Origin of the sequence: Rothia sp. HMSC065D02 (genome assembly GCF_001815285.1) — a bacterium.
Taxonomy (GTDB): Bacteria; Actinomycetota; Actinomycetes; order Actinomycetales; family Micrococcaceae; genus Rothia; species Rothia dentocariosa.
The window spans coordinates 349323-372854 of sequence record NZ_KV820089.1 but is presented as its reverse complement, the minus strand read 5'-3'; the positions used below and the strand labels follow the sequence as shown (position 1 = coordinate 372854).

21 protein-coding genes are annotated in these 23532 nt (G+C 55.5%); 10 read left to right on the top strand and 11 right to left on the bottom strand.

From position 1 onward, the window contains the following. Nucleotides 1-62: 62 nt before the first annotated feature. Nucleotides 63-1736, bottom strand: coding sequence for an L-lactate permease (locus HMPREF3016_RS05730; protein WP_070740854.1), 1674 nt, complete (start codon nt 1734-1736; stop codon nt 63-65). A 789-nt stretch (nt 1737-2525) separates the two neighbouring features. Between HMPREF3016_RS05730 and HMPREF3016_RS05725 the strand changes: the two genes are divergently transcribed. From HMPREF3016_RS05725 to HMPREF3016_RS05715, 3 genes are read left to right on the top strand one after another with little or no spacing between them, the layout of a single operon-like run. Beyond that, a complete protein-coding gene (locus HMPREF3016_RS05725) occupies nt 2526-3317 on the top strand; it encodes a (Fe-S)-binding protein (protein ID WP_004005516.1) in 792 nt (263 codons plus the stop codon). A gap of 11 nt (nt 3318-3328) precedes the next feature. Then, nucleotides 3329-4954 (top strand): LutB/LldF family L-lactate oxidation iron-sulfur protein, encoded by a 1626-nt coding sequence (locus HMPREF3016_RS05720; RefSeq protein ID WP_070740851.1) that lies wholly within the window; start codon nt 3329-3331, stop codon nt 4952-4954. Beyond that, complete coding sequence (locus tag HMPREF3016_RS05715; protein ID WP_013397788.1) at nt 4954-5601, top strand: LutC/YkgG family protein; 648 nt, start codon at nt 4954-4956, stop codon at nt 5599-5601. Before HMPREF3016_RS05720 ends, HMPREF3016_RS05715 begins: the two co-directional genes overlap by 1 nt. 369 nt (nt 5602-5970) lie before the next feature. On the opposite strand, the gene HMPREF3016_RS05710 is transcribed toward HMPREF3016_RS05715, so the two are convergent. Next, nucleotides 5971-6684, bottom strand: coding sequence for a DUF6318 family protein (locus tag HMPREF3016_RS05710; protein ID WP_070740848.1), 714 nt, complete (start codon nt 6682-6684; stop codon nt 5971-5973). 101 nt (nt 6685-6785) lie between these two features. On the opposite strand from HMPREF3016_RS05710, the gene HMPREF3016_RS11305 reads away from it, so the two are divergent. After that, a complete protein-coding gene (locus HMPREF3016_RS11305) occupies nt 6786-7493 on the top strand; it encodes a DUF6318 family protein (RefSeq protein WP_246828481.1) in 708 nt (235 codons plus the stop codon). Nucleotides 7494-7499: 6 nt separating this feature from the next. On the opposite strand, the gene HMPREF3016_RS05700 is transcribed toward HMPREF3016_RS11305, so the two are convergent. From HMPREF3016_RS05700 to HMPREF3016_RS05680, 5 genes are all read right to left on the bottom strand, one after another. Next, nucleotides 7500-8216: a DUF6318 family protein gene (locus tag HMPREF3016_RS05700; protein ID WP_070740842.1), complete on the bottom strand. Its 717-nt coding sequence runs from the start codon at nt 8214-8216 to the stop codon at nt 7500-7502. A 363-nt stretch (nt 8217-8579) separates the two neighbouring features. Next, nucleotides 8580-10136 (bottom strand): molybdopterin-dependent oxidoreductase, encoded by a 1557-nt coding sequence (locus HMPREF3016_RS05695; RefSeq protein ID WP_070740840.1) that lies wholly within the window; start codon nt 10134-10136, stop codon nt 8580-8582. Between the two features lie 661 nt (nt 10137-10797). Then, nucleotides 10798-12801: an ABC transporter ATP-binding protein/permease gene (locus HMPREF3016_RS05690; protein ID WP_070740837.1), complete on the bottom strand. Its 2004-nt coding sequence runs from the start codon at nt 12799-12801 to the stop codon at nt 10798-10800. Beyond that, complete coding sequence (locus HMPREF3016_RS05685) at nt 12782-13861, bottom strand: efflux RND transporter periplasmic adaptor subunit (protein WP_070740835.1); 1080 nt, start codon at nt 13859-13861, stop codon at nt 12782-12784. The genes HMPREF3016_RS05690 and HMPREF3016_RS05685 overlap by 20 nt, the downstream gene beginning before the upstream one ends. After that, the gene (locus tag HMPREF3016_RS05680; protein ID WP_070740832.1) at nt 13855-14730 is read right to left on the bottom strand and encodes a hypothetical protein; all 876 of its coding nucleotides are present in this window, start codon (nt 14728-14730) and stop codon (nt 13855-13857) included. Before HMPREF3016_RS05680 ends, HMPREF3016_RS05685 begins: the two co-directional genes overlap by 7 nt. Nucleotides 14731-15273: 543 nt before the next feature. On the opposite strand from HMPREF3016_RS05680, the gene HMPREF3016_RS05675 reads away from it, so the two are divergent. Continuing rightward, nucleotides 15274-16194: a DUF6493 family protein gene (locus HMPREF3016_RS05675; RefSeq protein WP_246828480.1), complete on the top strand. Its 921-nt coding sequence runs from the start codon at nt 15274-15276 to the stop codon at nt 16192-16194. Next, nucleotides 16178-16525 carry a hypothetical protein gene (locus HMPREF3016_RS11300; RefSeq protein ID WP_246828479.1) on the top strand — a complete coding sequence of 116 codons (348 nt, stop codon included), beginning with the start codon at nt 16178-16180 and terminating at the stop codon, nt 16523-16525. Before HMPREF3016_RS05675 ends, HMPREF3016_RS11300 begins: the two co-directional genes overlap by 17 nt. Before the next feature lie 27 nt (nt 16526-16552). Here the strand turns inward: HMPREF3016_RS11300 and HMPREF3016_RS05670 are convergent, their stop codons facing one another. Together HMPREF3016_RS05670 and HMPREF3016_RS10970 are read right to left on the bottom strand one after the other, a co-directional pair. Further along, on the bottom strand, nt 16553-18022 hold the full coding sequence (locus HMPREF3016_RS05670; protein WP_070740829.1) for a cation:proton antiporter: 1470 nt from the start codon (nt 18020-18022) through the stop codon (nt 16553-16555). 51 nt (nt 18023-18073) lie between these two features. Continuing rightward, a complete protein-coding gene (locus tag HMPREF3016_RS10970; RefSeq protein ID WP_141744112.1) occupies nt 18074-18358 on the bottom strand; it encodes a hypothetical protein in 285 nt (94 codons plus the stop codon). Here HMPREF3016_RS10970 and HMPREF3016_RS05665 point away from each other — a divergent pair. Then, complete coding sequence (locus tag HMPREF3016_RS05665; protein WP_070740826.1) at nt 18357-19430, top strand: DUF418 domain-containing protein; 1074 nt, start codon at nt 18357-18359, stop codon at nt 19428-19430. The two genes, HMPREF3016_RS10970 and HMPREF3016_RS05665, sit on opposite strands and share 2 nt — an antisense overlap. Before the next feature lie 153 nt (nt 19431-19583). After that, nucleotides 19584-19796 carry a helix-turn-helix transcriptional regulator gene (locus tag HMPREF3016_RS05660; protein WP_070741129.1) on the top strand — a complete coding sequence of 71 codons (213 nt, stop codon included), beginning with the start codon at nt 19584-19586 and terminating at the stop codon, nt 19794-19796. Between the two features lie 87 nt (nt 19797-19883). Here the strand turns inward: HMPREF3016_RS05660 and HMPREF3016_RS05655 are convergent, their stop codons facing one another. After that, a complete protein-coding gene (locus HMPREF3016_RS05655; RefSeq protein ID WP_070740823.1) occupies nt 19884-20267 on the bottom strand; it encodes a hypothetical protein in 384 nt (127 codons plus the stop codon). A 208-nt stretch (nt 20268-20475) separates the two neighbouring features. Next, on the bottom strand, nt 20476-21018 hold the full coding sequence (locus tag HMPREF3016_RS05650) for a PadR family transcriptional regulator (protein ID WP_070740820.1): 543 nt from the start codon (nt 21016-21018) through the stop codon (nt 20476-20478). 144 nt (nt 21019-21162) lie between these two features. On the opposite strand from HMPREF3016_RS05650, the gene HMPREF3016_RS11120 reads away from it, so the two are divergent. Beyond that, nucleotides 21163-21924, top strand: a complete 762-nt coding sequence (locus tag HMPREF3016_RS11120; protein WP_210399787.1) for a hypothetical protein — start codon at nt 21163-21165, stop codon at nt 21922-21924. Nucleotides 21925-21935: 11 nt separating this feature from the next. Beyond that, on the top strand, nt 21936-23525 hold the full coding sequence (locus tag HMPREF3016_RS05640; protein WP_083313690.1) for an MFS transporter: 1590 nt from the start codon (nt 21936-21938) through the stop codon (nt 23523-23525). Nucleotides 23526-23532 lie beyond the last annotated feature (7 nt).

The following is a 23532-nucleotide window of genomic DNA, read 5'->3' as shown; positions in this document are numbered from 1 at the left end:
GGGGCGGCGCACCCTGTGGTGCCCCGCCCCGCCAGCTCTCGCTCGTTACGGAACCCTAAGGGCTAGGGAACGAGGAACGAGAGGATATTGGTCTGCAGGAAGACCAGCAGGCAGACGACCACGAGCATCGCAAATGACCAGGGAACCACGGCCTTGAGGATCTCGGATTCCTTGCCCTCCATATCCACAGAGGTGGCCGCAATAGCCAGTGACTGCGGCGAGATCATCTTGCCGACCACACCACCGGTGGTGTTTGCTGCCAGCATCAGCTCGGGGGTAGCACCGCTCACACCAGCATGCTGCAGGTTCTCGGCAGCGGATACCTGTAGCTTGGAGAAGAGCGCGTTTGCGCTGGTATCCGAGCCGGTCACCGCGGTGCCGATCCAGCCCAGCACCGGTGCCAGTACTGCGTAAATGGTACCCAAGCCCGCCAAGAAAGTACCCATTGCGACGGTCTGACCCGAGAAGTTCATGACGTATGCCAGTGCCAGCACCGAGGCAATGGTCAGGATCGTCCAGCGCATACGGTAGATGACCGAACCGAACTCGGCGAAAACGGCTGGGAACTTGAAACCATACCGCCCCTTCTCGTTGAAGAAGAAGTAAACAACCGCAACGATCAGGCCTGAGATAATCAGCAGAGTACCGGGGTTTGAAAGCCAGGTGAAGGTGTAAGGGGCGTCCTTGACGGGTGTGCCGTCCTTGGTGACCAGACGGGAGCTGAGCGCGGGGATATTGATTTTAATAGCCACGGTCTTCAGCCATGCCTTCAAACCGGCATTGAGGTTCACGAGGCCGAAGATAGCGACCACAATCAGGTAGGGCAGCAGAGCCATCCACACGCGTACTGCGGGCAGTGCCTCTTTCTCCTCAGACTGTGAAGGCAGGCCGTAGCGTTCACGCACGCCCTCAACACCGCGCGGCTTCCAGAAGCGCAGGAAGAGCACCGCAGCACCCATCGAAACAATACATGCCACCACGTCGGTGAGGTTGTAGGCGGGAGTTGCGGCGGTAATCCACTGCGCAATAGCGAAGGAAATACCGATAACGAAAGCGGGGAGCCATGCATCTTTAACACCCTTCATACCGTCGAGGATGAAGAGCAGAATGACGGGCACGAACATTGCCAGGAACGGTGCCTGGTGACCGACGATAGTTGCAATAACGTGCGGGTCTTTGCCGCCAACGTCGCCTGCAGTCACAATCGGGACGGCGACGGCGCCGAAGGCCACAGGAGCGGTGTTAGCAAGAAGCACGGTAATAGCTGCTTTGAGCGGCTTCACACCGAGGGCAAGAATCATGGTCGCGGTAATTGCCACGGGAGCACCGAACCCTGCGAGGGCTTCAAGCAGACCACCGAAGCAGAAGGCAATCAGAATCGCCTGGATGCGCAAATCGCCGCCGCCCAGACGGTCGAAGGTGCGGCGCAGGTCTTCAAAGCGTCCGGCAAGCACGGTGACCTGGTAGAACCAGATAGCGCCGAGGATCACCCAGCAGATGACCAAACCGTAGATAGCGCCGCGTACCGCGCTGAGTCCTGCTAAGTCGAAGGGCATCGTAAAGCCGAGGCTTGCCACTAGGATAGATGCGGCAAGTGCTACCAGTGCCGACCAGTGCGCGCGTGCCTTGACGACGAGTAGCATGATGAAGAAGGTCAGCAGCGGTATGGTTGCCACGAGCGCGCTTAGCCCAAGGCTTCCCCCGACTGCGTTGGGTTCAGCGAAGAATGTATTCACTGGAACTCCTTTGGTTCGGTTCGACGTGGATGTGGTCAGACCAATCAAAACTCCACGAGTTCGTGGCGCTTATGGCGCCGCTTGGGATGTGGTCTGACCATTAGCTTCATGTGAAGCCTACCCGAAGGGTGCTTTGAGATACAACTTATAGAGTGCAGGTGTGTTTTCCGCACGATGGCGGGGGAGAGGGGTGATATTTGCGTTCTGGGCGTCAAAAACGGGTTGTTCCAACTTCTGGCATTAAATTTCAGCTCTGCGCATAGAGATTTTGCGCACTGTATTTTTTCGAGATGTTCCCGGGTTGTACCACCCGATATTGCAAGGGATTTCATGGGTAAAGTATGCATATTTACGGGAAATTATGCAGATAAATTTGGCAGTTCCGCGTCAGCTCGCGGATGTTGCATATACACCCGCTGGAATGTCTGTTTAAGGTATCTCGAAACATTGGGGTTGCTATGACCTAAAGCATGCTTTACTACCTGAAACTAAGGGAATCCTTAAAACTCAATTTGGTGAGAAAAATGTTCGTTATTTCAATTAAAGGAATGCTCCGAACCTGGTGTTAAATGAAGATCAACGAAGAAAGTCTACGATTACGTTTCTACACCGATATGACCGGTCCCCGTAAACACCGGCGGGTTCCTGAGAGAACCTGGTCAGTCATGATCCTGGCGCGTTGAAAACCCGCGTTACGTAAATTCGGCACAGGAATTTGCGTCCCGGAGCGCATACCGCATCCCACACCAGCGGTTCTGTAGAGACTCGAAACCAGAAAGGACGGATAACATGCGTATTGCGCTTTTCTCCACGTGCATTGTTGATGGCATGTATCCCCGCGTAGCGCGCGCGACCGTCGAGATTCTAGAACGCTTGGGGCATGAGGTTGTTTATCCTCCCGGGCAGACCTGCTGTTCCCAAATGCATGTCAATTCCGGGTACTTTGATGATGCTTACCCCGTCGTAAAAAACCACGTCGAGTCTTTTGAGGCGTGGGACTGGGATGTTGCCGTGGCACCCTCAGGTTCCTGCGTGGCATCCCTGGGGCACCAGCAGCCCATGATAGCTCGTCATCAGGGCGACGAAGATCTTGCCGTGCGAGCAGAGCAGATTGCCGCACGCACCTTTGAACTTTCCCAGCTTCTCATTGACGTTCTGGGTATCACCAACGCCGCCGAGCAGCTTGGTTCTTACTTCCCCGAGCACGTGACCTACCACAGCTCATGCCACGGTATGCGCCTGCTGCACCTTGGCTCCCGCCAATCAGATCTTGTGCGCACCGTTGAAGGCATTAAGTACACCGAAATTGAGGGCCTCGACCAGTGCTGCGGCTTCGGCGGAACCTTCTCGTTCAAGAACGCCGATGTTTCCGGTGCGATGGTTGAAGACAAAGCAACCAATGTTGAGAAGACCGGTGCATCCGTATGCACCGGCGGCGACTGCTCCTGCCTGATGAATATCGGCGGTGCACTCTCACGCCGCGGATCCTCTGTTAAGACCGTCCATTTTGCCGAAATCCTCGCCTCCACCAAGGAGAATCCGCTGAAGATTGACGGCAACGTAGAGCTCGCCTTCGCATAGAAAGTAGGTTGATGATGACTTCCACCGCAATCCCCCTGGGTATGCCGAAGGTCGTGCACTACGGCGAAGGCAATATCTTTGAGAACGAACCGTTCCCCGAATACGCCAAGCGTGAGCTGAAGAATGACCAGCTGCGCAATAACCTGCGTTTCGTGACCCACGCTATTCGCAATAAACGTGCCCGCGTTACCAGCGAGCTGCCCGACTGGCAGGAACTGCGCAACACCGGCGAAATGGTGAAGAACTATGTGCTCTTCAACCTGCCCCAAATGCTGGAACAGTTCGAGCGCAACTTTACCGCGCGCGGCGGTCACGTGCACTGGGCGCGCGATGCTCACGAGGCAAACCAGATTGCCCTCGATCTGATTCGCGAACAGGGTGTGGACGAGATTATCAAGATCAAGTCCATGGCAACCGCTGAAACCGGTCTGAACGAGTTCTTGGAAGAGAACGGCATTAACGCCATTGAGACTGACCTTGCGGAAGAAATTGTGCAGCTCGGCGAAGACCGTCCCTCGCACATCCTGGTTCCGGCAATTCACCGTAACCGCCGCGAAATCCGCGATATTTTCCTTAAGAAGATTGAAGGCATTAACCCGGATATTACCGATGAACCCGCTGAGCTTGCGGAGGCTTCGCGTAACCGTCTGCGCGAAAAGTTTCTCTCGACCAAAGTTGCCGTTTCGGGCGTGAACTTCGGTATCGCTGAGACCGGTACCATGACCATCGTGGAATCCGAAGGCAACGGTCGTATGTGCCTGACCCTACCCGATACCCTCATCTCGTTCATGGGTATCGAGAAGCTGCTGCCCACCTTCCAGGACTACGAGGCATTCCTACAGCTTTTGCCGCGTTCCTCCACCGGTGAGCGCATGAACCCCTACACCTCCATGTGGACGGGCGTAACCCCCGGGGACGGCCCGCAGAACCTGCACGTGATCCTCATCGATAATGGCCGTACCGCTGTGCTGGCCGATGAACTGGGTCGCCAGGCGCTGCGCTGCATCCGTTGCTCCGCCTGCATGAACGTGTGCCCTGTGTACGAGCGTGCCGGTGGTCACGCCTACGGTTCCACCTACCCCGGTCCGATCGGTGCAATTCTTTCGCCCCAGCTTTCCGGCATTGAGGCGGCGCACAATAACTCGCTGCCATACGCATCTTCGCTATGCGGTGCCTGCTACGAAGTGTGCCCCGTGAAGATCAACTTCCCCGAGGTGCTGGTGCATCTGCGCGGTAAGGATGTTGAAGCGAAGCACGCGAAGAAACACGCACCCACCCAGATGGACGCCATGATGTACGGTGCTAAGAAGCTGTTCTCCTCGGGCAAGATGATGGCGGTCGCCGAGCGTGGTCTGCCGATGTCCCGTCTGATTAGCGGCAAGAAACATAAGATCACGAAGGTGCCCGGAATTGTCGGCGGTTGGACGGATTACCGCGATATTCCTGAGCCTCCCAAAGAATCGTTCCGCAACTGGTGGAAGAAGGAAAAATCTGGTGCACCCGCTCGCGACAGCGCCGAGCGCGTGGATATTGCCGCTCTCATCGAAGCGAATAAGAGTAAGGTTGCAGAAGCCGCAGCAAACGCACAGGCTGCGGCCGAAGCTCAGGCGGCTCGTGAAGGTAAGGAGAACGCATAATGTCCTCTGCGAAGGAAGATATTCTCACACGTATTCGTGAGTCCCTGTCGGACGCCCCCGAGGCACCAACCCCCGTGCGTAATTACCGCCGCGTGAGCGAGCTGAACCGCGAGCAGACTATTGAGATGCTGGTGGATCGTCTGATCGACTATAAGGCGAACGTCTTTAACGCGACCGAGTCGAATATCGCCGAGGTTATTGCCGAGCGTCTGGGAGAGAACTCGCGCTATGTGGTTCCCACCGGGCTGAACCCCGAATGGCTGCCAGAGGATACCGCAACCCGCGTGCATGTCACCGATTCGGGGAGCACTCTCGAACCCGGCGCGCTTTCGGTGCACGAGCTTGATGCCGTGGATGCGGTGGTCACTTCCTCGACCGTATCGTGCGCTGAGACCGGCACCATTTTCTTGAACTCCACCCCGCAGGAAGGTCGCCGTGCGATTTCCCTGGTACCCGACCACCATGTATGCGTGGTGCCGGAATCTACAGTTGTGGAGCTGGTGCCGGAGGCGATTGAACGCATCACCTATGAGCGCCCGGTGACCATGATCTCCGGGCCGTCTGCGACCAGCGATATTGAGCTGATTCGCGTGGAGGGTGTGCATGGGCCGCGCATCCTGGATGTGGTGATTCTCGAAGGCAAATAGCCGGTTCGGCAAATGCGGTAAACGGACTATGCGGTTGAGCCTAGAGCACCGCTGACGCAATAGAAAGGGGATGGGAACCTAACGTGGTTCCTATCCCCTTTCATTGTGTGCGGGCGTACTTTCCGCGAGCAGATGGTTTTTGACCGATAAAAGCTTTAGCTCCTGTATCGGCTGGTTAGGGAGCGATATTCTCTGGTCGGCAATAAATCCGTAGGGCTCATCGACCCTTGGGGACTCTCACCTATCTCGGCTGAAAACCTGAAGGAGCTATAATTTAGAAAGGGTTTTAACTGGTTTAAAATTTTTTTACTTATACCGAGTGATTGGTTCTATAGGATTATGAATTTTTTATCATGCTTCGTGATATTTTTAGAATATTTTCTTCTCGATATTAGAACCATCATCATTGACGAAATACCATTCATTATTTGAATAACGTAAGCCGATTGCGGACTTTTTCTCAGCTTTTTGGTCTGAAAATTCTAGAAATGGTGTAGTTGTTCCAGTGGTAGAGTTATAAACCTTGGTTTCTGGAGATATTCGTATAATACTTTGCCATTCTCGGATCGAGGGATCATTTAGATTATTATTTGATCCCGCTGTTTCAAATTCGACGCTGCAGGGATGCTGTGGTCCTATAACCCATCCGGTTTTTTCTTCATAGAGTTTGATAATTTCAGAATTAAGAGTGAGTCGAGCATCAGTGATTTGGCTAAGAGGTTTAAGATCTCCAGTCAGGTACGCGTAGTTAACTGCTTCTACCCAATAAGCTATAGAAGCGTAAAATCCATTGTTGCTGTATTCGTTGATGTAGTCGGGCATGAGGGGTTTAGGGACGTTTTGCGCCGGATGTTCGGTGGTTGCTGGAATGAATTTACCGTGTTTTTCGTAGGTATCAAGACGAACGGGTCCATCGTAGTCATATTTACTGCCAATATCGAAAGATTGCGTCGGCTTAGGGTATGTGGCTCTTGCTTTAGGAGCGCTTCGTGTAGTGGGCGCGCATGCGCCAAGTGCGAGCGTTCCTATGCCGAGCCCAAGAGTAAGGAAAGCACGACGTGTGGGCAGGTGTGTGGAATTCATGGGCGTTTGGCTCTCTGGGCATTTTGGTCAGTGTATTACTCTATTGTATAGGGTATGGTTTGGGTTGTTGTCTGGCTGATTTTGCTGCGATGAAGGGGAGTATGATGGGCAGATTATCTCGCCGATTAATATTTACTGGTGGTTTGGGTGTTGTTGCTGGCTCGGTGTTGAGTTCATGTGCTGTTTCCAGGCCAACTCCTTCTAGAACTGAGGGTTTTTCGTCTTCTCCTTCGCCTACGGAGGAGCCTTTTTGGGATGATAAAGATCGTTCGGGTGAGGTGAAGTATTGGGAGTTTCAGGCGGTTGGTAAGTTTATTCCTGGGACTCGGGAGCATCGTGCGTGGGGTGTTCCAATTCCTCGCCCTTATCAGTCGAGTAATGGGTATGCTATTTCGCATATGCGGACTAGTATTGGCATGTGGGTTTCTGCTCTGAATTATTTGTTGCTTACGGGGGAGGCAGAGCCTTTGAAGATTATTGATCCTGAGTTGAAGACGGCTCGTCCTGATATTGTGAAGCTGTATGAGGACGAGACTGGGTGGGTAATCAGCCCAGATAACTTTCCTATAAAAGCCGAACTTGTCGCTCCGCAACCGGTGGAATTCGCAAAAGGATCAAATGTCTTTACCTGGGATGCTCGGTTGAGTGTAGATGCCAGTGCTTCGGTGTTTTATGCGGACACGAAGGAGAGCCGTCCTTTGGCTGAGGTTCTAAGGTTACAGCCGGGTGAGGTGCAGTTGCAGATTGTGTATGTGGAGGGTAAGTGGAGGTCTGAGACTGCTTATGATGTTGTTTATCAGGTCTCGTGAGAGGTTTTAGAGTTTTTTCTTCTCGACATTAGAGCCATCATCATTGACGAAATGCCATTCATTATTGAGGTAGCGCAAACCAATCATAACTTTCTTTTCAGCGGTCTGATTTATCGCTTCTAAAAATGGTGTAATCGAACCATCGACTGAATTGTATATCTGGGTGTCTGGGGATAACCGGATAATACTTTGTCGTTCTCGAATGGAAGAATCTTTTAGGCTGTCGTGTGATCCTGCTGTTTCAAACTCAACGCTGCAGATATGCTGCGGTCCGATAACCCATCCAGTTTTTTCTTCGTAGAGCTTGATAACTTTGGAGCTAATTGTTTGATGGGCGTCGGCGACTTGGTCGAGGGGTTTAAGATCTCCGGTGAGATAGGCATAATTGACGGCTTCCATCCAATAAGCAATAAAGGCGTACATCCCGTCGCTACTGTATTCGTTGATGTAATCGGGCATGAGGGGCTTAGGAACATTTTGTGCCGGATGTTCGGTGGTTGCTGGAATGAATTTACCGTGTTTTTCATAGGTATCAAGGCGTATTACTCCGTCGTATCCATTTTTATCCTTGTTGAGCATGAAAGTTTGTGTTGGTGAGGGGTAGGAGGGGCTTGGTTTTTCTTTAGTGCGTGTTGATGGTGCGCATCCACTGAGTGTAATGGTTGTGGCGGTGAGTCCGAGGGTGAGAATGGTTCTGCGTGTGGGCAGGTGTACAGAACTCATCGGGTCTCGCTTTCTACGCATTATGGCTAGTGTATTTACTCTACCGCATGGGGGAGTATTAGGTTTACGTGGTAGGTAGCTATATGCGAGCAGGGTAAGGGAGGCAAGGGAAGCAGAGGTAGTCGAAGAAGCCTGCTGCATTGCATACCCCGTATGCAATGCCCCCGCACCACCCGGGCAGCATGAGAACAGCACGGAGGTGGATACGGCAGGCGTGCAGAGGCAAGGTCAGCCACACACTAGCACGCACATCACGAGCTGGAGCGCAGCCGCCCGCAGCCACAGGCACAGCGAAGCCCCTGCCGCGCATCCGGGAGAGTACCCGGTGCCCAGCAGGGGCTTCTAGGAACAAGCTACAGAACTTTACGCGCGAGCGTCGAAGTGCTGCAGACCGGAATCTTCGCGGCTACCGCCTTGACCGTCGCCAACATCGCGGTAATCGCTGATCCATTCAATTTTCTGAACCCACTTGACCATCTTGTAACCGTGCATGGAATCTGCACGCAAGCGTAGGGGACCACCGTAAACATCTGGGAGGGGCTTATCGTTCATACCCCAAGCCAGAATGGTTTCGTCCTCCATTGCCATGGAGATATCCAAGCATTCGTAGTAGGGTTCGGTGGGCCTGCCATCGTAGGTGTGACCCACGTGCCCGTAGGAAGTCACCATAACGTACCGTGCGTTATCGTCCTTTTCGACAAGGGCGAGTACATCACGCAGGCGAACACCTTCCCATTTGGCGATGCCCGTCCACCCCTGCATGCAGGTGTGCATCGTAATATTGACTTCCTTGCCCAAGGACTTCAAATCGTCGATGCTTAGCGACTTCGGCTCTTTCACCAAACCGCCCAGCTCCAGGCGATAATCTACGAAGTCCTGTTCACGCAATCGGTTCCATTCGGTGCTTTCACGCTCTGTAGGCGGGCGTGTGTTAACCCAGTGGAACGGCGAAATATCGGCATCCGTGAAGGTCTGCTTCTTGACCTGATGCGAGGAGATGCGATCCAGGAACAGGTTGCGAACCGGCTGGGTCAGACCCCAAACGAAGGTCTGAGCGAAGCGCAGGTCACGATGCGACCAGTAAGAAGCACCGATCCAGACCGCGAGAACTACGACGACGCCAACGATCAGCATGGTCACTGCTTGGGCGAACTGTGCCGCATCAATCTCGTTGTAGTTCTTGTTGAGCATCATGTGCGCAATGTTGTACTGCGGGTGAACGATGAGTACCAGCGCCACGTGCATGATCGTGAAGACGCAGTAGAACGCCATGCCCAAGAAGTGAATTGAGCGGGCGGTCTGGCGGTTACGGAACAACCGCACGTAGCGTGGGAAGCGACCGCAGAACGCGGGGCTCATGATAGGACCGGTGGCAATCATCAGTGGTGCCACGATGAAAACCACGGTGAAGTACATGAGCTTCTGAAGCGCATCGTAGGGTTGGAAATGCTCAATAGAGGGGATTTGGAAACCCGCGTAAATCTGGATGGACTGCCATGCCTCGGGGAAAATATCCCAGGAGGTAGGAACAATACGGCGCCACTGACCCGTAATAAAGAGTAGGCTCACATAAACCAGACCATTAGCAATCCAGATGACGGTAGTGAGAGCGTGCCAAGCACGTCCCAAGCCAATCTGAGCCTTACCGGGGAGCGAGATCAGAGGGGAGAGGCTTCGTTGATCGTCGCGGGCGGTGTATTCGCCAGGAACGGTTGAAACCTTATCCTTCGTGAACTTGAGCCACTCAGACCCGGGGGTGCAGTGGTTGTTCCAGTAAAAACGCGGATGTGAGGCAATAACTTCCCAACCGGATCGGATGAGAAGTCCAATCATCAGAAAGTTAATGAAGTGGGTGATGCGCAGCCAGGCAGGAAAGTCTAGTGCTACACCACCGGCACTCATCATGAGTGTTTGGTGCATTTGTCTTCCTTAGAATGACTGTGTGTGCGTATGGAATTAGTGTGTGAGGCCGTAAAGTTGAGATGCTCTAATGAGCTATTCAGAGGTTGAGTCCATATCGTTCTCCGTCCCTGTAGAGCTCGTCTGTCAACGCGGGACTACCCGGAAGAGTCATGTCTCGACTAACCTGCAACCCCACATGAGATATTGGATTCTGTGGGATTTATGAGGAGCCCTGCCGTATCTATTTCATCTTAGCTGACACAGTGTCACTCGCAAAAGATAAGAGGCGTAACACGCCGAAAATTTGTCGTAAAAATACCGAATATTACGGACTTTTGAGGGTGTTAATGACCTTAAGTAATGTTGCTGGACAGCGATTACGTGATGGGTAAATTATGGAATTTAAGAGGTTATATGTATGAAAACTTAGGATACCCTTTTTGTGGGTTTAGAGCGATTAAACCAAAATTACATGTTCTTATTTTATGGTTTCAGACACCTCAACTCGTCGGCACCCTGAGAACCGGAGTATGCACGATGCACGCGAACGCAGCAGGTGAGGCTCGGTCGGGCACATCTCCCCGCCCGCACCTAGAGCGCGAGTAGATATTATTTCGGCGAGCAGATAACGGATTGTTATCTGCTCGCCGAAATAATATCTGGGGGTAGAATCCTGACTCTAGACCGTGCGGATTGCATCGGCGGGCTGCGCGCGAGAGGCCACAATAGCCGGAACCATGGCAGATACCAGTCCGGAGATCCCACCTGCGCCGAGCCCCAGGAATAGGGGAGTCGCCTCCAGAATAGGTTTCCAGCCATTGAGTTGGCATATCAGTAAGGTCAGGAGCGTGCCTAGTGTAATCCCCAAAATACCGCCCGCAAGCCCAATAAAAAGCCCTTCAAGCAGAAACATGCGCCGTACTGCCGCTTTCGACGCTCCCACCGCACGCCGTAACGCGATCTCGCCGCGCCTGGTTTGCACGCTTAAGTACAGAGTTGTGCCCGCGCTCAGTGCCGCCAGCAGAAGAATACCCCAGGAGGATACAAGCGAGAGGGTTGCGATATCGTTCGAGACCCCGCGATGCAAAGACCTCAAGTCTGTGACCGTCTGAACCTTGTAATTTTCCGGGTGCGCCGCATCCACGCTTAAGGGCGCTACCTCAGAAACAGGCGCGGGGTAGCCTGGTTTAGTGCGCATGAGAAAAAGGTGCTCGTTTTGCGGGTATGACGATGCGCTCTTCATATCAAGCACCACAGCATTAAGCAGGAGAGCATCTCGGGGAGCTTCCTCAATAATGCCGACCACACTATATTCCCGCCCCTTGACTGTCACGATGGAGCCGGAACCAGAACCGGAAATCCCAAGCTGTTCCGCTGCGTGCTTTCCTACGAGAGCCGAAGGGCGGTCTTGATTCGTATGTGCGCGGGTAAAAAGGGTGCGGGCGTTGCCTGGTTTGGTGACCGCCTCTGCCGCATCCAGGTACCCCGTGTCGATAGCGTAGGTGAGCACGCTTATTTTATTGATGGGAACCGGTACGTCAAGCGGGAACTTTGAGACATCACCGGCGATGCTCGTGCGGTATCCGACGGCAGTAACCCCGTTAATCGCCGTGAGTTTTTGGGAAACCTCCCCGGCTTCTTCAGAGGAAAAATCTTGGGAGACGGGTGAAAGTCGAACCTCGTCGAGAGCCGCCGCTTCCAGGCGTTCACTGACCTGATGAGCAGTGCTGTTCAAGAGTCCCGAGGATGCCACCAGCCCGGTGACCGCGAGCGCATAGGCGGTGCAGAGCAAAGCTGAGCGTCCTAGCCGTGTTGTCATGGCGGCCGCCGCATCCCAGACGGAGGAGAACCAGGCTCGAACACCGCTGCGTTCCAGGGGCTGCTTTTTCTGCTGCCGTTCAGACATATTATGCTGTGGGGCGGTACTTGATTCTGCGTCCTCGAGGTGCACCTCTTCTAGATGGCCGTCTACCATGCGCAGACACCGGCTTGCCTGACGGGCAACATCTTCATCGTGGGTAATCAAAACAATGGTAGTACCCGCCGCATTGAGCCTTTTGAAATCTTGCATGACTCGCTCGGTAGTTACACGGTCCAGGTTTCCGGTGGGCTCATCAGCAAGAAGAATATCCGGGTGCGTGCTCAGGGCACGGGCTATAGCAACCCGTTGGCGTTCACCGCCGGAAAGCGCACCTCCGGAATACATGAGCCGGTGTTCCAGCCCCAACTGGGTGAGTGTCTCTTCGCTAATGCGTAGTTGTTCGTGAAGACCCACTCCCTGTACCCGAAGGGGAAGTGCAACATTGCGTATCACGCTTTCGTGGGGCAGCAGATGTGCGTCTTGAAAAACGAACCCGAGATGTCGGCTGCGCAGAATGTCCAGGTCGCGGGTCGGTGCATGGGTAATGTCACGTCCACGAAGAAAATAGCTGCCGTGCGTGGGGGTATCTAAGAGGCCGAGCACATTCAAGAGCGTAGATTTACCGGACCCGGAAGGGCCGATAATTGCGAGCATATCGCCCGGGTACACCCGCAGGTCTAGGTTCTGCAGAACGGGAGTATCGGCCCTGGTGTAGGTTTTGGATATGCCTACGAGCTCAAGAATAGGCTCATACCCGTTGTTGATGGATTCTTCGTGTTCGGTTTCGTAGGGCAAGTCAGCGCTACGGGGTTGGGATTTCAACGTCGGTTCCTTCCCGCAGCTCCTGGTCGCTTTTAATGGCCGCCCAGCCTTCAGCCTGGCGTACTACGGTCACGGTGACTTCTTCTCCACTGTGTAGGCGCAGATACTCTTCACCGTTTTTCTCACGCAGGGCTGTAATAGGTACGGCTAGTGTGGGGTCGCCGCTGCTTTTCACCTCAAGAGTTGCGGATGCACCATCGGGCGCTTGGAACCCTTCCGGCACGGTGAAGGTCACGTCTTTACCTGGTATATCGCCGGTGGCGTTAAACTCTGATATTGCGGTAACGGTTGCCGTTCCTGAGGCCCCACCGGCGGATTTTGCTTCGGCGGTGCTGCCCACGTGCAGGTCACGGGTGACATCGATGGTTGCACGTGCCACGATCGTGGGAGAGCCGTTCCGTGTAGTCAACAGCGGATTCTCCCCCAGTACCGTACCCTGTGCTGCGATAGTTTCGACGGTGCGCCCCGCAGAGGGCACCAGCATAAAGGTTTTCCAGTCGATGCTTTCGACATCGCCGTTGGCAACCCCTAAGTTGTAGAGGAAGGACTGATAGGCCTTCATACTTTGTTCCGACCAGGTGCCGTCTGTACCGGGGGCATACCCCCAATTGGTGAGGGTCTGTTGGAGCGCCAGCACATCAGACCCCGAATCGTCTTTCTTGATGGCGCGGTAGAAAGGAATGGAGTCGGGCATGGCAATAATGGGTACATCAGAGATTGTTGCCACAAGGTCACCGGGGTGAATGGTGCGCCCGGGTTCTACCGCAACGCGAGTAACCACGGCACGTTCAGCCCCTACAGCAGGGGAGTAGGGCTCAGTTTTACCCAGTTGCACTTTCCCTTGAAGTACCGTCGCCTGCCCTACCTGACGTTTCTCGATTTTGGTGGTGACGGTGAGTTTTTCTTGAGAGCTGGCAAGGGCCTCTGACTGTGCGGTACTCATATTTTTACCCACGATTAAACCTAGAACCAGAAAAAGCAAGTTAGCGCAGATAAAAATAATGAGGATGCGCGAGCGGGGAATGCGCTCCAAAGAAACGTGTGACGTATTTTTTACCATGAGGGCAGCGGCTCTCCGTGATCGGCTAATACTTTTTTAGCCTCTTCGATTTGGGCGTCAAGGTTTTTGCGGTATTCATCAAGCTGCGGCTTGTACTTTTCGATGGCTGCGGCCTGATATTGTGCCCGGCGGTTCATAGTTTTCATGAAATATCCGGTGCTGTCTTTGCAGTCTAGATCGGCGAGAGCGACTTCAATTTCTTTTTCTTTATCGCCGGGAACTTCTGGTGCCCAGTAGTAGTCTTTGGGAATAGAAATACCTTTATCTTTGAGGCATTGTTCCCATTCTCCGTGCCATTTTTTGACGTCTTCATCGCGCATCCATGCGGAGTCTGCTTCAAGATCAGCCTGAGCAACGATAGTGTTGGCTTCGGGCATTCGAGCGGGGAAATCGCCCAGCTGACGGACTGTATTTTGGCATTCGCTATATATTTCCATCTGGGCTTCCGAATATTCTTTGTGGGGAAGTAATGTAACTATACGAATTTTTGTTACATCATGGTCGATAGAGTATCCGTATTTGGAGACGTAGTCTTTATTCCAAATTCCGTACTGAAAATATGGTTTAATTTCAACGCCATCTCCGGTGCTGCCGCTTGGAACTCCTCGCGCTACTGAACAGTCATTGTTATTGTAAATATTTGCACTGAGCGTTATAAGCCCTTCTGATGTAGACATCATATATTTGTTGAGTGGAAGAATAATTTCCATATGTTCGTTATCAAAGGTTGCTTTAACATCTGAAAATTTTGAATAATTTAAATCTTTTCCGGCGGTAGGATCACCCTGAGGTTCACCTGTGTGGGGTCCGCTTGAACATGCTGAACACAGGAGAGTAAGGCAGGTGATGGCAGAGAGAAGCCTTTTCATAGCTTTGGATTCTTTCGAGATGAGGGGACTGAGCATCCAGTCCAACAGAACCATGTGAGTGGTACAGCACGTTTTTGTGATGTATCTCAAATCTAGCGTAAATCACCCAGAAAGCAAGGCTGTAGAATTATAAAATTACCCATATTTATGAATAAATATCTGTGAATTATGAATAAATATTGATGAGATGTGTGGCATACACGCGAAAATGATGTGTTATAGCCCCCCCCATATAAGGGATATATGTAGCTGATGTGCCTCAAAAAGCCGGTGGATGCTCAACGCAACATGTATATATATTTTTTCTAAGTTAACGGACATCTATCTGACAGATACTCGTTACGGGACGTCATATACCGTCTAAAACCCGGAATCTCGCAGGTAACACCGTCCCTATAATCGTGCGGGTTTCTGGCATGGGAGGGGGGACCACGAACTTCGGACGGTGTGGCCGCAGCGAACGCATCGACGCGGGAAAATCCCTACAATGAACCATAAACGCAGAACGAGCAACGCCTTGTGTCAAACCTACAGGAGCAGCAGATGAGCAATGATATGGATCTTCGCACCTCCTATAAGAAATTCATCCAGGACTTACCCCAGCTTCTCGCGGACAAAGGCCCCGAACAGGTATATGCCCTGTACAAAGCCGAGAATTACGGCAGCCTACGCGCGGGCGGGTTCCGCGAGGAAGTTGAACGACTGGCCAGTCCCGCACCTCACTGGTGCGATCAGGGGTTCTTTCGGTTAGCCGAGCTCTACGATGGGCTGCAGCTGAACCATGACGACGACTATTTTCTGGCGCTTATGAACTTGAACGTTTCGCTTCGGCAGAGTCTACTGCGCCACGACCGGCAATTTCGTGACGAGCTGCTGTGGCACCTGTTCACCGTCGAGGGAACCCCCGAAAGGTCGCTCGCGACGGTAGATAAAAATACGTTCAGAAACACCTGGCAGAGAGAACTGCTTGATGCTTCCGCCGAGGGGCTGATTCCCCGGGAACATCTGCTGGATGTGTGCCTGGCATCGTTAGCGCGGGACTTTGCCGCCTACCGCGCCGGGTGGTTCTCCCGCATGTATGCCGCGCTCAAACCCACCGCCGCAGAATCCGCTCAACGGCAGGATACACTCGTGAATCTGCTGGGGTCGCCGGTGGGCACGACCGTAACCCTAGCGGTCAAACAGCTTTCGGCGGTGCATCGGGCGGGGCTTCTTGACGCCGACCAGTTCGTTCGTGGATGCGCCCCCGCACTGCTGACGAGCAAGGCGAATGCGCTGGCGATCCTCAAACTCTTGGCGTCTCTGCGCGGTACAGTCGGTGATGCGCCGGTTGCCGAAGTATCTGTTGCGGGGCTGAACCACGCGCATCCGCAGGTGCAGGTGGCAGCCGCAAAATTGCTGCATCAAGCCAAAGCATCATATAGACCGTGCGGGAGCCGCCGAGCTGTTGGCGGAGAACCTTGACGTTCGACTCTCCTACGAAGACGCCACTACAGGGTTTTCGCAGGCTGCTCCGGCGCTAATGTTCACCCGGTGGGCGCATACCTTTGAGGATATGGCGTCCATAGACCCGCGCGTTACCCTACGTTTCTTAGGCGGTCTGCTGCCGCATTGTGAGCGCACCCAGCACGGGATGGGGAAGCTCCTGGGAGTATATGCGCAGGAATACGTGCGTGCTTACGGCGCGAATGATTCCCCGCAGCTAAGCCTCGAGATGACCGCGTGGTTAGGCGGTTTTAAAGGATCTTCGCAAACGGCAAAACATGCGCGGGCTATCCTCAAAACCCTCACCTAAATACGCTTCCTTAGCCCGGGGAACCAGCTAGTTCTCCGGCGGTTTCTGGGTTTTGGAGGACCCCGAAGAGTCATTGCCCCGCAGAGGACTGTGCGTTTCTTTCGTCGGTTTCACAGCCGGAATCATGCCGGTTGTGAGCTTCACCGTCGCGTTGCGGTGCGCCTTCAACGCATCAATCTGGGCACGTTTAGAAACGCCGGACTCAGCCTCAGCCGTCTGCGACCTAAAAGCCCGCTTAATGGCTGCAGCCCACAGTGGGAACAGCAGAACCGTGAGGGCACCGCCGGTCACCAGAAGCGATGCGGTAGAGCTCTCAAGCAGCCCCGAACTCGTGGCGATACTCGTGACCGCCACAATAATAGGCAGACCCGCCGCCGAATACAGCGCTAACTCAACCTTCTCGCTCATCGACTGCAGCCCCGAACCCGTGTTCGTGAACCTCTCCGCAATAAACACCGGCACCCCGCGCACCAGCAGAATACCGATAACCACCATCGCCAGCAGCAGAGGCGAAGACGCCACCACAGAAGGGTTAATCCCCATACCGCTGACCACGAAAAACAGCGGAATCATGAACGTAAACCCGACCGTCTCTAACCGTGCCGTGATCATGTGAAGTGCGCCCACCGGGGTGAGCGAACGCATAATAATACCCGCAGCGAAGGCGCCGAGCACCGCATCCAGCCCGAAAAGCGCCGTAAACATAATGAGGGTAGCCAGCAGAAACATAGCAAGACGCAGCACGAGCTGACTGGTTGTGTTAGTTTCTACCGCCATAATCTGGCGCAGGCCGGGCACTTTCTGCAGAAGACGATGCGGAATAATCGCCGTCACCACAGCAATCGCCATGAACCCCAGCAGAATCAAAATCGCCAAGCCCGGCGAATACGAGGAGAGCAGCAGCGACATCGCAAAAATCGGGAAAAGCTCGCCAACGGCGCCGTGCACCAGCACCGCATTACCCACCCGAGTACCCGCTGCACCATGCGATTTGAGCATGGGCAGCAGCGTGCCTAGAGCCGTGGAACTCAGCGCAATGCCCACCGCAATATAGGTGTTAAAACCCTTGGCGAAACCGGTGATGAGCGCCGCCCCCAGCACGCCAAGCGCAAAACAGATAAACCAGGTTGCGATCGCGCTTTTGCCCTGGCGGTTACGCAGCGAATCGACGTTAATCTCAAACCCGGCAATCAGAAAGAGCATGCCTAAACCCAGCTCTTTCAGTAGCGGAATGCCGCCGTCGCTGCCGGATGCCAGCCCCAACACGTTCGGGCCTATGAGCACACCGCAGATTAACAGGAACACCACATCAGGGATGCGCTTGCCCGTTAGCCGCGACATGATGGGCGAAAGCAGCGCCGCTAAGGTCACCCAGAAAATCGAGACATACTGCGCGGTACCCTCAACCCCGGACGCCTCGTGCGGACCCGTAGCAAGAATATGCGTGTGCGCGGCGGCGAGGGGCTGGGCAAGCTGAGAAACATCCAGAACGTTCATAGTGAAGAAAGCATACCTTAGATACTTCGGGTTATTCACATAGGAGGGGCTTCAATGAGTTTGGGCGTAAGTACAGCGGGCGAAGAAATCTACTCCAGTTGCCCAAGGTATCACATGACGTTCCGAAGCCAGCGGATAATCCGCACACAACAATCCGGTATCTTGCACCCACCCCCGCACATCTGCGCCCTGAGCTGGGGCAAAACATTTTGACATCACGTGATGCGGCATACCCTCAACACGAACCGTCACAGCATCAGGCGCCGCTAGAAACCGCCCGCAGAACACGGTACCGTAGAATGCACCACCACAGGCACGAGCGAGCAGGAGATGCATGCTACCGGAAACCAACACCCGGCGAGATACCGGGTTAGACAGCGCTCGCGCTTTTGCGCTTCTGCTCATGCTTATTCCCGTGAGCGTAAGCCATAACCTGGTGCCCGGCAAACATTTGAGCTGGCTTTCACAGATGCTTCCACAGGCGTTGGATCTGTTCGCCGTGATTCTGGGAGCGGCTGCATATTTATACTCCCGCAAAGTGGCTTTTCCGCAGTTTTTTGCGAGCAGCATCGTGCGTTTTCTGGCGTTCTGCGTGCTCGGCTGGATTCTCGCCCAACTTCCACACAGCACCTTTGCGGATCAAGCTTTTTCCGGGTGGAAAGACTTCCCCATCCGTTTCGATATGCTTCTGCCCCTAGCCGTGCTGACCCTGCTGAGCATCGGGCTAGTATATATGCCGTTTTGGGTGCAGCTTGCCGTGACCGTGCTCGCCAGCCCCGCCGTGCCGTTCACTTACGAGCGGCTGAGCGTGGGCGGGTGGACTGCCGACGACTGGCTGCATCGTACAATTCCAGCAATCGTGAACGAAAGCGCGGGAACCATGTTTCAGGATGGGTTCAAACTCATTTGGCTTATGGGCTTGGGCATGGTGCTGTGGCGAGGGTACGAAAAACTCGGCGCACGCCTGGGCACACCGGTGGCGCTGGGTTCTCTTGCTATGAGCATCTACCTGTGGGTGTATCCGCATGCCCAACTGGGACCGCTCACGTGGCCGATCATACTCACCATCGTAGGCGTGGTGGGAACCATCTGCACCTGGGGCGAACTTGCGCGGCTCAGTGCCGGAAAAGGCATGCTGGAACCGTTCGCGCGGCTGGGTCGAATGTCGTTGAGCGCATCCATTGTGATGCTGGGGCTGGCATTCTACGGTGGCGGGCGGCTCGTGACGATGGTCGCCGGTGAAGGTTATCGCGCCCCGCAGCAGGGGAGCGTCTATAGTTATGCGCTCTGGTTCGGGTTCCTGCTCGTATGGTGGGTGCTGGCGATGATGCTGTGCACCCTGTGGGAGAAAATTCAGCAGCGAGGCCCCCTCGAAATGGCGCTCGCCCTCATGAGCGGGCGGGGATAGGACCTGGACTCGGTGTCTACAGTCCCGAAGATCTCGTCCTCGCATCGCAGCGCGGACAGGCCCGAAAGACACTCGCTGCCTCAACGATAAAAAATGAGGTAAGGGTGAACCAACATGCTAAGGATCTGGCAGAGCAATACGGCACTAAGTGTAATGGTGGTCATCAGTTTGGTGGGTCGCTGGAGCCAAGCCGACCTCGCCGAATGTATCAACGTGTCACGGCAGACGATCGTCTCACTAGAGAACGGTCGATACGAGCCGACGCTGAAGACCGCCATGCGGTTATCGGCAGTGTTCGATGCACCGATCGAGGAGAAGATCTTCAGCCCAGACCCCGACAACCTCAGCCTCGGTCGCACAGACTGACCACACGCGCCCTTGACCCACAAGACGTCGAACGCCTCGATTCATCTGGATGGACGCCGATACAGCGAGGCCACTACGAGCACACCGTTACCTTCCGCCCAGGGCGATGACGAGCGTTGCTGCTGCCAGCAGGAGGCTGGTCGGTGCCATCGTCCAGCGTTCGGCGGGGCTGCGCGAGATCGCGTTGAGCGCCACGCTCGCGGCGAAGAACGCGAACACCACCCAGGTCAAGACGATCACCGCTGTACTGTCTCCGGCCGGGAGAACGCCCGCGCGGCTGAGCAGCAGGGCCGCCAACCCTGCGTACACCAGCACCGACGCCACACTGGCGACGCGGAGCCCGCGCGGCAGAACGCGGTGCTGGCCGCCCCACCCGAAATGACCTAAGGGGAGGCCCGACGCGGCGAGGATCTGCATGATGGCGAGCGCCGCCAGCAGCGCGAGCGCGACGACAAGAGCGATGGCGGTCATGCGGTTTCCTCTCGTTGAGCCACTGCATTGCGAGGATATGCGCAAGGATGCAGTGGTCCGGGGTCGACCGCCGTCTTGCTCCTGTATCGCTTGACCAGGTGCCGGGCATCGACAGTCAGAGGCGGAGTCGCGGTATCCATCATTCGCTCCTCAGATCGTGGGCCATGCTCGGTCGAGTACGTGCTGGTAGGGCTCTTCCTGGTCACGGTCACTCCTGAGAGTTCTTGGTCGACTCGGCGAGTCCGAGCAGCTGGCGTGTCTCGCGCAGCCACTCCCGTTCGGCCTCGGCGTGGACCAAGCCATTGCGCAGGGTCGCCGTCTGCAACAGCCCCATCAGGTCATCGGACCTGATCGTGATCGAGGATAACGTGGTCAACGCCTCGTTCATCTGACGCTCCCGCTCATCAAGCATCCTCTCCACCCCTTCCCGGCCGATCAGGGCGGCAAAGAACAGCCGGGCGAGGAACGGCTCCTTGGGAAGGTCCTCCTCCACCGGAGACGACAGCCAGTCCGTCAGCTCCGCGCGCCCGGCGTCGGTCAGGGAGTGCACCTTGCGGTCGGGCTTGCCGTCCTGTCGCACCACCTCTGTCGTGATCGCCCCCGCCCCGCTCAGCCGATCCAGCGTCCGATAGATCTGCGATCGGTCGGCGTGCCAGAAGTGCGCTACCGAACTTGCGAACGCACGTGCCAGGTCGTAACCACTTGCGGAACGGATCGACAGCAGCCCAAGGATTGCGTGCTTCAATTCCATGTCATATAGTCTACCACACACCTATATGACTATACACCTATGAGTTCGGAATCTACGAGCACACTGGTGCTGCGGTCACCTGTCCAGGGACGACCCGCCATAGTGTGGGCCGCGGTCTTGAGTCAGGGCGCGCGAGGACTGGAGGTGGCGGTGACGTTCCTCGACAGTACGGTCGGTGGCATCGCGCTGCATCTGCTCGATGGCACGGGGCTGCTTGACGCGTCGAAGTGGGGTGCGTGGTTGTGGTCGCACTTGTGGATGGAGGCTGCTGACGGGGTGCTGCATCAGGAGTGTGGCTGGATGCGCGAACCAATCATAGGGCCTCGTCTTCGCAGGGAAAAGGATGCTGCGTTTGAGTTGGATCAGTTTCCTCGGGATCCGCAGTGGGTTCCGGAGTGGATGGCGGTCAAGGCGACTGCTTATCACAAGGAGGCGGAGAAGTGGGAGCGTCGGGCTAGGAAGAAAGCCGAGAAGGCTGAGGCTGCGGGGGGGGGGCAGCTGTATGTGACTGGGCGCATCAAAGATATGATGATTGTGAGGGGGGGGGAGAACTATTTCCCGAACGATATTGAGAAGTCTTTGCGAAGGGACTTGCCAATCCTGCGTGGGCGGCGGTTTGTCGTGTTCCAAAATACGGAGGACCTTATCTATTGCTTCGTGGAGGAGGTGATTGAGATAGGCGATAGCACGGGTGTTCCAGGTCTTGTTCGGGACAGTGATGATGAGGTTGGCAGCATGTTGCGATCCGGAATCGCGCGTAGCGTGGCGCAAAGATATGGTTTGTATGTTGCTGATATGCGGGTGGTTCCGGCGGGCAGCTTGCCGACGACTGTCTCTGGAAAGATTGTCCGGACAGGTTTGGAGGACCTAATCAGTCGGTTAGACGTTGGAGAGAACGACGAGTGAGTTGATGGTATATGGGAACTGCAGTAGAGTCCGGTAGTCGCGAAATTACAGATTTAAGGGATAGCCGCGTTCTAGCGCTTGTGCTCGTCTGCACGGTGAGTTTCATGAACGTCCTGGATATCACGGTGGTGTCGGTGGCACTGGGTGATATCGGGCAGAGTCTTGGTGGGTCGCAGAGTGAGTTGCAGTGGGTAGTGGACGCTTACACGTTGCCGTTGGGAGCGTTGCTGATGTCAGCGGCGACTTTGAGCGGAAGTCTGGGGCGGCTGCGATTGTTCCGATGGGGGCTGATCCTGTTCACGGTGGGGTCGGCCGTGTGCGCGTTGGCCCCTTCGATGGTCGTACTCAACGTTTTCCGGGCTCTTCAGGCGGTCGGTGGGGCGATCTTCTTGGGCGTCGGCGTGCCGATGATCTCTGATCGCTATGCCGCCGGACGCGAGCGGGCACGAGCTACCGGGATTTACGGGCTCATCTCAGGGGTGGCTATCGCAGTGGGGCCACTGGCAGGCGGCGGTCTGGTCCTAGTCGCCGGGTGGCGCTCTATCTTTTGGATTAACGTCCCTGTGGGGGTGGTGTCCTGGTTGGCGTCGTGGTATGTGAAGGATCACGGCGCGGATCGCAGAGGTTCAGACATGGACTGGCCCGGAACGCTGCTGGCAGTCCTTGCCGCCGGGGGCGTGACGGTCGTCCTGCTGGAGGGGTCGGCATGGGGGTGGACCAGTGCGCGCACACTTGGTGGCGTTGCCGTCGGACTGGCCGCGATGGGTTTGTTCATGGCCGTCGAGCGGCGCTCGGACTCACCTATGGTTCCGGGACGCCTGCTGACTGACCGGCTCTATGTGGTGAGTATCCTGACCGGCTTTGCCGTCCAGGCTGGTCTGGTGGGGCAGATGCCCTGGCTGTCGCTGTATGCGCAGAATATCTACCTGTTGTCACCCCTGCAGGCCGGACTCTGCTTCCTCCCGTTCAGTCTCTGTGCCATCGCGGGGGCGTGGCTGTTTCGTGGCGGTAATAGGCGCTGGGCGCCGTCGGCCAGGCTGCTGGGGATCCTTGTCGTCGGGTGCGCGGCGCTGATGTCATGGGTACTGTTGTACGGCTCATCGACCTGGGTGGCGCTCCTGCCGGGTCTGATCCTGGCAGGCATTGCGGTTGGCGCTGCCGGGACCGTAGTCAACGAGCTGGCGGTTGCCTCCTTCGAGGGTGATGACGCAGGTGCGGCCTCTGGGCTGTCCGCTGCGATGAGGCAGATCGGTGTGGTACTCGGCGTGGCTGTCTCCGGCGTGGGGTTCGGTGGCGCGAGCGAGCACGTGGTGCGTGATCAGTGGCCGGTGGGTGCGCAGGAGCTTGTCAGCAGCGTGCGCTCAGGACAGGGACTGCGTACGACGGCTAGTGCTCCCGGTGCCGGGCGCAGCCTTCTTGCCGACGTCGTGCACCGTGCCACCGACTGGGGGATGGTGACCAGTTTCGCGATCGGGCTGTTCATCATGCTAATGGTGCTGGTTACCGGTGTCCTGTGGCTACGACGAGGAGGCGTCAACATGCCGACTCCGGGGAAGAAAAACTCCCCCGGTCCGAGAAACACCGCGCACCCCGCACACTAAGCGTCAT

What these genes read in the sequence shown, in the direction of transcription:
- HMPREF3016_RS05700 (WP_070740842.1), bottom strand. Translation starts at nt 8,216, where the DNA reads ATGAGTTCTGTACACCTGCCCACACGCAGAACCATTCTCACCCTCGGA.
- HMPREF3016_RS05695 (WP_070740840.1), bottom strand. Translation starts at nt 10,136, where the DNA reads ATGCACCAAACACTCATGATGAGTGCCGGTGGTGTAGCACTAGACTTT.
- HMPREF3016_RS05680 (WP_070740832.1), bottom strand. Translation starts at nt 14,730, where the DNA reads ATGAAAAGGCTTCTCTCTGCCATCACCTGCCTTACTCTCCTGTGTTCA.
- HMPREF3016_RS11305 (WP_246828481.1), top strand. Translation starts at nt 6,786, where the DNA reads ATGATGGGCAGATTATCTCGCCGATTAATATTTACTGGTGGTTTGGGT.
- HMPREF3016_RS05685 (WP_070740835.1), bottom strand. Translation starts at nt 13,861, where the DNA reads ATGGTAAAAAATACGTCACACGTTTCTTTGGAGCGCATTCCCCGCTCG.
- HMPREF3016_RS10970 (WP_141744112.1), bottom strand. Translation starts at nt 18,358, where the DNA reads ATGCATCTCCTGCTCGCTCGTGCCTGTGGTGGTGCATTCTACGGTACC.
- HMPREF3016_RS05670 (WP_070740829.1), bottom strand. Translation starts at nt 18,022, where the DNA reads ATGAACGTTCTGGATGTTTCTCAGCTTGCCCAGCCCCTCGCCGCCGCG.
- HMPREF3016_RS05655 (WP_070740823.1), bottom strand. Translation starts at nt 20,267, where the DNA reads ATGACCGCCATCGCTCTTGTCGTCGCGCTCGCGCTGCTGGCGGCGCTC.
- HMPREF3016_RS05675 (WP_246828480.1), top strand. Translation starts at nt 15,274, where the DNA reads ATGAGCAATGATATGGATCTTCGCACCTCCTATAAGAAATTCATCCAG.
- HMPREF3016_RS05720 (WP_070740851.1), top strand. Translation starts at nt 3,329, where the DNA reads ATGATGACTTCCACCGCAATCCCCCTGGGTATGCCGAAGGTCGTGCAC.
- HMPREF3016_RS05665 (WP_070740826.1), top strand. Translation starts at nt 18,357, where the DNA reads ATGCTACCGGAAACCAACACCCGGCGAGATACCGGGTTAGACAGCGCT.
- HMPREF3016_RS05725 (WP_004005516.1), top strand. Translation starts at nt 2,526, where the DNA reads ATGCGTATTGCGCTTTTCTCCACGTGCATTGTTGATGGCATGTATCCC.
- HMPREF3016_RS05640 (WP_083313690.1), top strand. Translation starts at nt 21,936, where the DNA reads ATGGGAACTGCAGTAGAGTCCGGTAGTCGCGAAATTACAGATTTAAGG.
- HMPREF3016_RS05660 (WP_070741129.1), top strand. Translation starts at nt 19,584, where the DNA reads ATGGTGGTCATCAGTTTGGTGGGTCGCTGGAGCCAAGCCGACCTCGCC.
- HMPREF3016_RS05715 (WP_013397788.1), top strand. Translation starts at nt 4,954, where the DNA reads ATGTCCTCTGCGAAGGAAGATATTCTCACACGTATTCGTGAGTCCCTG.
- HMPREF3016_RS05650 (WP_070740820.1), bottom strand. Translation starts at nt 21,018, where the DNA reads ATGGAATTGAAGCACGCAATCCTTGGGCTGCTGTCGATCCGTTCCGCA.
- HMPREF3016_RS05710 (WP_070740848.1), bottom strand. Translation starts at nt 6,684, where the DNA reads ATGAATTCCACACACCTGCCCACACGTCGTGCTTTCCTTACTCTTGGG.